The organism is Streptomyces sp. CRN 30 (genome assembly GCF_034105845.1).
In genome coordinates this window covers 1-8,387 of the sequence record NZ_JAVRHI010000485.1, presented here as the reverse complement: position 1 = coordinate 8,387, position 8,387 = coordinate 1, and the positions used below count along the sequence as shown (strand labels likewise).

Here is an 8,387-nt window from a genome sequence, read left to right as displayed (position 1 = left end):
GCCCAGAACGTCACCGAGCCCGCGGGCGCCGGCGCGGCCACCGGGCAGCGGGCGCGGTGGCGCGGCTGGCAGCTGGCGCACTGGGCGGTGGCCAACGCCTCGGCGCTGCACATCGAACGGGTGGTCCACGCGGGCCGTTCCTGGACCGCCGACACGACCGGCGGCCGGTGGCTGCCGGCGGAACCGGCCGGTGACCGGGGTGCCGAACGGGGCACCGGAACGGTGCGCATCACCACCGAGCGGTAGTACGAGTCCTCACCCGTACGCGTTACCCGCGCGGCGCGGCCCGACCCCTCCCCCGATACCGCCCGGAACAATGCCGAATCCCTTGTGACCACAGGGCCGTAAGGATTCAGCAGACTTTCCGACCGGAGCCTTTTGCCCGTTTTTCTGCGCACCCGATAATGCGACGCATTGCCAACTCTTTGCATTGTGGCGCCGCAACCTTCGCGGCCTTCGAGCGGTAGTCACTGCGTCCGAGCCCGGCCGTCCACACGCCGGACCCGGGCGCAGATCTCACCGTTGACTTTCCCGTCGAAGGAGCATCATGTCCCTCCCCCTGACCCGCCGGATCGCCCGTGCCGCGCTGCTCGTCGCTGCGGGAGCGGCTGCCGGGGTCGGTGCGGCCGGCTCCGCCAGCGCGGCCCCGGAGCTTCCGGCCACCCCCAACCTCGGCGGCCTGACCGCTCTGGACGGGGCGAACGTCGGCAACACCGTGGACGCCGCCGCCCAGAACGTCACCGAGACCGCGGGCGACACCGGCAGCAAGGCCGTGAAGAAGGCCGTCCCGGCCGCGGGCAAGACCGGCGGCGCGGTCGTCAAGAAGGCCACGCCCGCCGCGCAGAAGGCCGCCGGGGACACGGCCGGCTCCGCCGGGGACCTCGTCGGCGAGACGGCCCGCACCCTGCCGGCCGAGTCCGTGGGCAAGGGCCTGCCCGCCACGGGCACCCTGCCGGTGAACGGTCTGCCGCTGGGCTGATCTCCTCGAAAGGCGTACGAGCCTCCTCGGGACGTACGGAAGAGGCGGGGCCCGGGTTCACCACCCGGGCCCCGCCTCTTCCGTGTGCAGGACCGTACGCGGCTAGGCGAGCCGCTCGACCGCCGCGCGGACGCGGTCGTCCGTCGCCGTCAGGGCCACCCGGACGAACCGGTCGCCCGCGGGGCCGTAGAAGTCGCCGGGAGCCACCAGGATGCCCAGCTCCGCCAGGTGGGCGACGGTGTCCCAGCAGGACTCCTCGCGGGTGGCCCAGAGGTAGAGGCTGGCCTCGCTGTGCTCGATGCGGAAGCCGTGGCCGAGGAGTGCCCGGCGCAGCGCCGTGCGGCGGGCGGCGTAGCGCTCGCGCTGGAGGCGGACGTGCTCGTCGTCGCCGAGGGCCGCCACCACGGCCGCCTGGGTCGGCGCCGAGGCCATCATGCCGCCGTGCTTGCGGATCTCCAGGAGCGGGCCGAGGACCGCCGGGTCGCCGACGAGGAAGGCCGCGCGGTACCCGGCGAGGTTGGAGCGCTTGGAGAGCGAGTGGACGGCGACCAGGCCGTCGAGGGAGCCGCCGTTGACGTCCGGGTGGAGGACCGAGACCGGGTCGGCCTCCCAGCCCAGCTCCAGGTAGCACTCGTCGGAGACGACGAGGACGCCGTGCTCGCGGGCCCAGGCGACGATCCGGGTCAGCTCGTCCTTGGCCAGCACCTCGCCGGTGGGGTTGGACGGGGAGTTGAGCCAGAGCAGCTTCAGGCCCGCCGGGTCCAGCGTGGTCGGGTCGTCATACGCCTCGTACTCGGCGCGGGCCAGCCGGGCGCCGACCTCGTACGTCGGGTAGGCGAGCCGCGGGAAGGCCACCCGGTCGCCCGGACCGAGGCCCAGCTGGGTCGGGAGCCAGGCGACGAGTTCCTTGGAGCCGACGATCGGCAGGACGTGGTGGTGCGTCAGCTCGCGGGCGCCGAGGCGCCGCGCGGCCCAGCCCGTGATCGCGTCCCGCAGCTCCGGGGTGCCCCACACGGTCGGATAGCCCGGCGAGTCCGCCGCGTCGGTCAGAGCCTTCTGGACCAGGTCGGGCACCGGGTCGACGGGGGTGCCGACGGAGAGGTCGACGATGCCGTCCGGATGGGCCGCGGCCGTCGCCTTGTAGGGCGCCAGCTTGTCCCAGGGGAAGGCGGGAAGTCGGTCGGAGACGGAGAGTGCGGACACGGGGGTACGGCTCACTTTCTGGGGCTTCGGCGCCTTCTACGGCGAACGCCCCGGCCCCGTACGGCGGTCGGGCTGACCGGGGCGTACGGGACCGAGGCGGCGCGGGTGTGCTGGTCGCTCAGGGCGTCACTCGGCCTGCGGCGGCAGGGCGGCGACGAACGGGTGGTCGCGCTCGATCAGCCCCAGCTTGCTGGCGCCGCCGGGCGAGCCGAGCTCGTCGAAGAACTCGACGTTCGCCTTGTAGTAGTCCTTCCACTCCTCGGGAGTGTCGTCCTCGTAGAAGATCGCCTCGACCGGGCAGACCGGCTCACAGGCACCGCAGTCGACGCATTCGTCCGGGTGGATGTACAAGGACCGCTGGCCCTCGTAGATGCAGTCGACCGGGCACTCCTCGATACACGCCTTGTCCTTGACGTCGACACAAGGCTGCGCGATGACGTAGGTCACGCTGTCGTTCCTCCTCGATACGGGCGCTGGCGGGCCTCCTCAGGCTCCGCCGCCTGGCGCGCGGGAGCGCGGCGTCGTCGATGCCCGCCTCTAGTATCTCCGGTTCTGGGCATGATCCGAACAGGAGGGGTGAACCGACCCGTGGAAATCTCTGGCGCCGGCCGACTCAAGGTCCGTATCACCCCTGCTGACGTGGGCAAACGAGTCTCCGTCAGGCGCCTGACGGGAGACGGCGCGCCGGGGGGCAAGTTCACCGACACGGTGGGTGTTCTCACATCCTGGGACGACGGTGTGCTGGTGATCACACGAAGGGACGGTACCGTCCGCATCGGCGAGTCGGCACTGGTGGCGGGCAAGGTCGTCCCTTCCGCTCCGGTCCGTCGGCGCGGACCGGCCGCCGGCTACCCGGAACTGGCGCGTGTCGCCTCGCGCGGCTGGCGGCCGCTGGAGAGCGAGCGGCTCGGCGAGTGGGAGCTGCGGGCCGCCTCCGGATTCACCCGGCGGGCCAACTCCGTGCTGCCGCTGGGCGACCCGGGGCGTCCGCTCGACGACGCGCTGACCGCCGTACGGCACTGGTACGCCGAGCGGGGGCTGCCCGCGTACGTCCAGACCGCCACCGGTGCCGAGGGCGCGCAGGAAGCGCTCTGCGCGGAGCTGGAGCGGCGCGGCTGGGTCCGGGAGGTCACCGCCGAGCTGTGGACCGGGAACCTGGCGCCGCTCGCCGACCGGGAGGCGGGCGCGGAGGTCGTCCTCTCCCGCGCCGCGGACGAGGGCTGGCTGGCCCGCTACCAGCGCAAGGGTGTCAGCGAGGTGGCGCTGCGGGTGCTCTCCGGCGGGCCGTCGGTGTGGTTCGCGTCGGTGCCCGGCGCGGACGGCGGCGTTCCGGCGGCGATCGGGCGGTGCGTCGTCGACGGGCGCTGGGCCGGGTTCGCGGCCGTCGAGGTGGACCCGGCGCTGCGGCGCCGGGGGCTGGCCTCCGCGGTGCTGGCGGCGCTGGCCCGGCGGGCGCTGGACGAGGGAGCGTCGGCGGCCTGGCTCCAGGTCGAGGCGGACAACGCCGGGGCGCGGGCGCTGTACGCGCGGGCCGGTTTCGCCGCGCACCACGCCTATCACCACTACCGTGCGCCGGAAACCGCCTGAGCGGACCGGTAACCGATCGCTGTGAAAGGGCACCACCCAGCTATGCGTTCCCCCTGTCCCCCACCGTCCGGACGCTCCGCCGAACTGCGGAGCCGCTTCGCCGAGGAGGCCCGGTCCGGGCGGCCCGATCTGGCCACGCTCTGCCTGCTGGTGGGCGCGGCGGCGGACGGGTGTCTGGACGAGTCCGGCATCGACGCGGCGCAGCTGGAGCTGGACCGGCTGGCCGGACGGCTGCCGTTCCGGCCCGGTGGGCCGCACGCCTGGGCGGCGGCGCTGCGGGAGCTGCTCGGGGACGGGTTCGGCTTCCGCGGCGCGGCCGCCGACTACCGGCGGCTGGAGTCGTCCCTGCTCCACCAGGTGCTGGCACGGCGGCGCGGGCTGCCGATCCTGCTGTCGGTGGTGTGGATCGAGGTGGCGCGGCGGGCGGGGGCCCCGGTCCACGGGGTCGCGCTGCCGGGGCACTTCGTCGTCGGGTTCGGGCCGGAGGGCGGGCCGGGCGAGGAACTGGTGCTCGCTGATCCGTTCGACGGGGGACGGGTGATGACCGGGGCGGACGCGGAGCTGCTGGTGGCCGGCTCCACGGGAGCCGCGCTGGAGCCGGCGATGCTGACGCCGGCCGACCCGCTCGATGTGGTGCAGCGGATCCTGAACAACGTCCGGGCGTGGGCGGCGACACGGCCCGAGCGGTCCGACGTGTCCCTGTGGGCGCTGGAGTTGGCGCTGCTGCTGCCGTCGCACTCGGCCCGGCTGCGGTACGAACGGGCTCGGTTGCTGGTGCGGCGGGGGGAGTTCGCGGCGGGGGCGGCGGAGCTGGACGCTTACGCGGAGGTCGTGTCCACTGTGGACGAAGGGGCTTCCGAGCGTGTCCGGGGAGAGGCGTTGGCGGCGCGGGCGTTGCTGAACTGACCCGTTCAGAGCCAGCCTTTCTCCCTTGCCACCCTCACCGCCTCCGCTCTGTTGCGGACCGCGAGCTTCTGGATGGCCGTGGACAGGTAGTTGCGGACCGTGCCCTGGGAGAGGTGGAGGGTCCTGGCGAGTTCCGCGTTGGTGGAGCCGTCGGCGGCCGTGCGCAGGACCTCGCGCTCGCGGTCGGTGAGGGGGTTGGCGCCGTCGGCCAGGGCGGCGGCGGCCAGGGTGGGGTCGATGACCCGCTCGCCGGCCAGCACGGTCCGTACCGCCTGGGCGAGTTCAGCCGCCGGGGCGTCCTTGACCAGGAAGGCGTCGGCGCCGGACTCCATCGCGCTGCGCAGGTAGCCGGGGCGGCCGAAGGTGGTGAGCACGACCAGCTTCACCGCCGGGAGTTCGCGGTGCAGCAGGGCCGCCGCCTCGATGCCGGTGATGCCCGGCATCTCGATGTCCAGGAGGGCGACGTCCACGGCGTGGGCGCGGGCCGCGGCGAGGACCTCGTCGCCGCGCGCCACCTGGGCGACGACCTCGATGTCCTCCTCCAGGCCGAGCAGGGCGGCCAGGGCCTCGCGGACCATCGCCTGGTCCTCCGCCAGCAGGACCTTGATCGTGCGGCTCATGCCCGGGATCCTACGTCGCTGTCCGCACCGGCCGGCACCCGGGCGACCAGCCGGAATCCGTCCCGGACCCGGTGTGCCTCCAGCGTGCCGCCGGCCTTCTCCAGGCGCTCGGCGAGGCCGGTCAGTCCGTTGCCGGGACCGCCGCCGGGGCCGCCGGAGCCGTTGTCCTCCACGGACAGTTCGAGGACCGGGCCGTCCGGGGCCGGACGGGTGAGCAGCCCGACCACGCAGCGCCGGGCGCCGCTGTGCCGTACGACGTTGGTGACCGCCTCGCGCAGCGCCCAGGCGAGGGCCGCCTCGCTCTCCTCCGGTACGCCGGTCAGGTCGGGGTCGGCGGGCAGGTCCAGGCCGACCCCCGCGGCGGTCAGCGCGACCCGGGCACCGGCGAGTTCGGCGCTCAGGCGGGCCCGCCGGTAGCCGGAGACGGCCTCGCGGACGTCCACCAACGCCTGGCGGCTGACCTGCTCGATGTCGGCGACCTGCTGGGCCGCCTTGTCGGGGTGGCCCGGCAGCATCCGGCCGGCCAGCTCGCTCTTGAGCGTGATCAGGGAGAGGGAGTGGCCCAGCAGGTCGTGCAGGTCGCGGGCGAGGCGCAGCCGTTCCTCGTTGGCGGCGAGGTGGGCCACGGTGGCACGGACCTCGCGCAGCGCGATCGTCGTACGGATCAGCTCCCGTACGCCGGTCATGGCGAAGCCGCCGAGCAGCGCCGGGATCACCAGGGCGGCCAGGAACTCCGTGCCGTCCTCGACGACCAGGGCCAGCGCCGCCAGCACCGCGGTGGCGCCGGGGACGGTCCAGCGGGCCAGGCGCAGCGGGAGGGCCGCGCCGGACGCGATCGCGACGTACACGAAGAGGACCAGCCACTGGCGGCCCAGGGTGAGGGCGAGGACCGCCGAACCGGTGGCGAGGGCGGCGAGGGAGAGCAGGACCCGGCCGTCGCGGTCGGCGCGGCCGGTGCGGAAGAGCAGCGCCATGTACCAGACGACGAAGCCCGCCAGGGCGAGCCAGCCGAGGACGCGGGCGGCCGGGCTGTGGCCCCCGTCGAGGAGATCGTCGACGGGGGCGCTCAGGAAGATCAGCCAGATGCCGGTCCACAGCAGCTTGGCCGCCTGCTGTCCGCGGTTCTCCGGGCGGCGTCCGAGTCCGATACCGCTCACGTGCGAACCGGTCAGCTCGGGTTCGTGTCGATGACCGCGACCCGGTCGGTCTTGCTCAGCAGTGCCTGGCGGAGGGCGCCGTAGACGTCCTCCGGGGTGACGGCGGTCTTCTTGCCGTTGGCCCGCGCGATGGTCACGCCGTCGAAGGTCTGGCCGTACAGCTCCTTCAGCGCGTCCAGGTCGGGCTTGTCGACCAGCTTGCCGTCGACGGCCGTGACCCCGAGGAACTTCCAGAGCGAGTTCTGCGGGCTCATCTCGATGGTGTGCGCCGCGTCGGTCTGGACGACGACGTTGGCCGACATCGCCGGCTCGGCGAACGCCTTCATCTCCCGGTCGACCTCGGCCTTGGTGATCTCGGGCTGCCGGGCCGTGGTCGGCACCTTCACCGTGCCCGACGTGCCGGTCTCGACCTGGGTGCGGTACGCCTCCTGGACGGCCGTGGCGGACTTGTCGGCGTCGATGCCCTGGCCGGCCTTCGGGTAGACGGCGACGGCCTTGCCGGACTTGAAGGTGATCGTGCCCTCGGTCATGGAGCCGGAGCCGCCGGCCGCCTGCTCCAGCGCGGCCTGCAGCTTCTCCTCGTCGACCGGCATCACCGGGTCGACGACGCGGTGGTTGCCGACCAGGGAGCCGATCACGGAGACGGGGTTGTAGTCGCTCTGCGCGGCCACGTCGACGGTGGCCTGGGTGTCGAACTGGAGCCCGGCCTGGTCCGGCTTGAGCGCGACCGTGTCGCCGTCGACGGCGAGCTTCAGCTCCTTGTTCACCCGCTCGTCGAAGGCCGCGTCGAGCTTCTGCACGGCGTCGTCCCGGGTGCCGCCGCCGATGTCGACACCGAGCACGGTGGTGCCCTTGGGGACGTCGGAGTGGTTCATCAGCAGTCCGGCGCCGTAGGCGAGACCGGCGACGACGATCACGGCGCCGCCGAGCAGGACGAGCTTGTTGCGGCCCTTCTTGGCGGGCTTGGCGGGCTTGCCCGCCGTGGGCGCGGGTGCGGGCTTCGGCGCCGGGGCGGCGGGTTCCGGGCGGGCCGGGGGCGTCTGCGGGCCGTTCTGGAACGGCGCGGTCCGCTCCTCGCTCGGCACGAACGGGATGCCGCTGGTGAGAGTGTCGCCGGACACGTTGCCGGGGGCGCTGTAGGCGATGCCGCCGGGCGGCTCGGGGGCCTGCACCTGCGGGGTGAGGACGGCGGTGTCGTCACTCAGACCGCCGCCGGGGCCGGCACCGGGGGCGCCGGACGTACCGGGGATGCCGGGGATGCCGGGGATGCCCGGGGTGTTCGGTGTGCCGCCGGGGGCCGCGCCCGTTCCGGCGTCGGACACCGCGTGCAGGCCGGCGCTGTTCGCGCCGCCGGGGCCGGTGGGGCCGGTGGGGCCACCGAGACCTCCCGGGCCACCGGAGCCCGCGGGGCCGCGCAGCGCACCCGGGCCACCGGGAGCACCGTGAGCACCGGGAGCACCGGGAGCACCGAGTCCACCGGACCCGGCCGCCACCCCGTGCTGCCCGTCCGGGCCCGCGCTCGACGGAGACTGCGACGACGACAACGGCGACGGCGACGACGCCGGCGGGGACAGTCGCGCGTCCCCGGTCGTCGGGCCGCCGGTCGGCCCCGCGGGGCCGCCGAACGCCTCGAAGCCGCCCATGTTCGCGGGACCGGCGGTGCCGTTGGGGCCCATGGGGCCGCCGTCGGCGTCCCCGAAGGGGGAGCGTCCGTCACGGCCGTCGGGTCCGTGCGCGCCGGTCTGCTCGCCGGTGTCGCCGTCCGAGAAGAACGGCAGGTCGTCGCGGCGCGGCTCGGTCCCGGCGCCGGGGCGCGTGCCGTTGCCCAGGGGCCCGGCGGCCAGCGCCTCGGTGACGTCGAAGGAGCCCGTGCCGCCGCCGTGCCCGGGGGCGACGGGGCCGCCGGTCGCGCCGGTCAGGCCGGAGCCGCCCGGG

Annotated in this window: 8 protein-coding genes and 1 pseudogene; 4 read left to right on the top strand and 5 right to left on the bottom strand. The window is 74.4% G+C overall.

The annotated features are described in order from the left end of the window. Together UW392_RS54730 and UW392_RS54725 are read left to right on the top strand one after the other, a co-directional pair. Positions 1-246, top strand: a pseudogene (locus tag UW392_RS54730) (heavy metal transporter); the annotation flags it as partial. Between the two features lie 301 nt (positions 247-547). Beyond that, positions 548-979: an ATP-binding protein gene (locus tag UW392_RS54725; protein WP_320782957.1), complete on the top strand. Its 432-nt coding sequence runs from the start codon at positions 548-550 to the stop codon at positions 977-979. Between the two features lie 102 nt (positions 980-1,081). On the opposite strand, the gene UW392_RS54720 is transcribed toward UW392_RS54725, so the two are convergent. After that, positions 1,082-2,182: a bifunctional succinyldiaminopimelate transaminase/glutamate-prephenate aminotransferase gene (locus UW392_RS54720; protein ID WP_320782956.1), complete on the bottom strand. Its 1,101-nt coding sequence runs from the start codon at positions 2,180-2,182 to the stop codon at positions 1,082-1,084. A 126-nt stretch (positions 2,183-2,308) separates the two neighbouring features. Next, entirely contained in the window at positions 2,309-2,629 is a 321-nt protein-coding gene (fdxA, locus tag UW392_RS54715; RefSeq protein ID WP_007495984.1) for a ferredoxin, read from the bottom strand. A gap of 141 nt (positions 2,630-2,770) precedes the next feature. On the opposite strand from fdxA, the gene UW392_RS54710 reads away from it, so the two are divergent. Next, positions 2,771-3,769 carry a GNAT family N-acetyltransferase gene (locus tag UW392_RS54710; protein WP_320782955.1) on the top strand — a complete coding sequence of 333 codons (999 nt, stop codon included), beginning with the start codon at positions 2,771-2,773 and terminating at the stop codon, positions 3,767-3,769. 42 nt (positions 3,770-3,811) lie between these two features. Continuing rightward, positions 3,812-4,675: a transglutaminase-like domain-containing protein gene (locus UW392_RS54705; RefSeq protein ID WP_320782954.1), complete on the top strand. Its 864-nt coding sequence runs from the start codon at positions 3,812-3,814 to the stop codon at positions 4,673-4,675. A 5-nt stretch (positions 4,676-4,680) separates the two neighbouring features. On the opposite strand, the gene UW392_RS54700 is transcribed toward UW392_RS54705, so the two are convergent. From UW392_RS54700 to UW392_RS54690, 3 genes are all read right to left on the bottom strand, one after another. Beyond that, positions 4,681-5,295 carry a response regulator transcription factor gene (locus UW392_RS54700; protein ID WP_320782953.1) on the bottom strand — a complete coding sequence of 205 codons (615 nt, stop codon included), beginning with the start codon at positions 5,293-5,295 and terminating at the stop codon, positions 4,681-4,683. Then, on the bottom strand, positions 5,292-6,452 hold the full coding sequence (locus UW392_RS54695) for a sensor histidine kinase (protein ID WP_320782952.1): 1,161 nt from the start codon (positions 6,450-6,452) through the stop codon (positions 5,292-5,294). The genes UW392_RS54700 and UW392_RS54695 overlap by 4 nt, the downstream gene beginning before the upstream one ends. An 11-nt stretch (positions 6,453-6,463) precedes the next feature. Further along, on the bottom strand, positions 6,464-8,387 hold a 1,924-nt coding region (locus tag UW392_RS54690), incomplete at its 5' end, for a hypothetical protein (protein ID WP_320782951.1).